2 tRNA genes are annotated in these 464 nt (G+C 39.7%); both read left to right on the top strand.

The annotated features are described in order from the left end of the window. Positions 1 to 105 precede the first annotated feature (105 nt). A tRNA-Ile gene (locus tag HUS62_RS22495) sits at positions 106 to 182 on the top strand. A 42-nt stretch (positions 183 to 224) separates the two neighbouring features. Then, a tRNA-Ala gene (locus tag HUS62_RS22490) sits at positions 225 to 300 on the top strand. The last annotated feature ends 164 nt before the right edge of the window (positions 301 to 464 follow it).

Genomic DNA, 464 nt, shown 5'->3' with positions numbered 1-464 from the left:
GGGGAACCTGGGGCTGGATCACCTCCTTATACGATTTAGAACTTATTTGTTCGTAGTGTCCACACAGATGATTGTTAATTGTAAAGAGAACAACACTTATTGTTTGGGTCTGTAGCTCAGTTGGTTAGAGCGCACCCCTGATAAGGGTGAGGTCGGTAGTTCAAATCTACTCAGACCCACCACTTCTTTGAAGTGGCAACTAAACAGTAAGTACCAGCATATGTGGGGCTATAGCTCAGCTGGGAGAGCGCCTGCCTTGCACGCAGGAGGTCAGCAGTTCGATCCTGCTTAGCTCCACCACTTTTACTCCTTAAAAATAAACATTCTTAATCAGGTAATAAACTACTTGAGAATAGAGTGTGTTTAATTTTGAGAAGTTTATTCTCTTGCTCTTTAAAAATTTGGAAAGCTGATATTAAAATTCTTATAGATATTCGTATCTATAAAGAGTTTTCAAAAGTAAA

The organism is Pseudoalteromonas sp. 0303 (genome assembly GCF_013349995.1).
GTDB lineage: Bacteria > Pseudomonadota > Gammaproteobacteria > Enterobacterales > Alteromonadaceae > Pseudoalteromonas.
The sequence above is the reverse complement of the archived record's forward strand: the minus strand, read 5'-3'. Positions and strand labels throughout refer to the sequence as shown.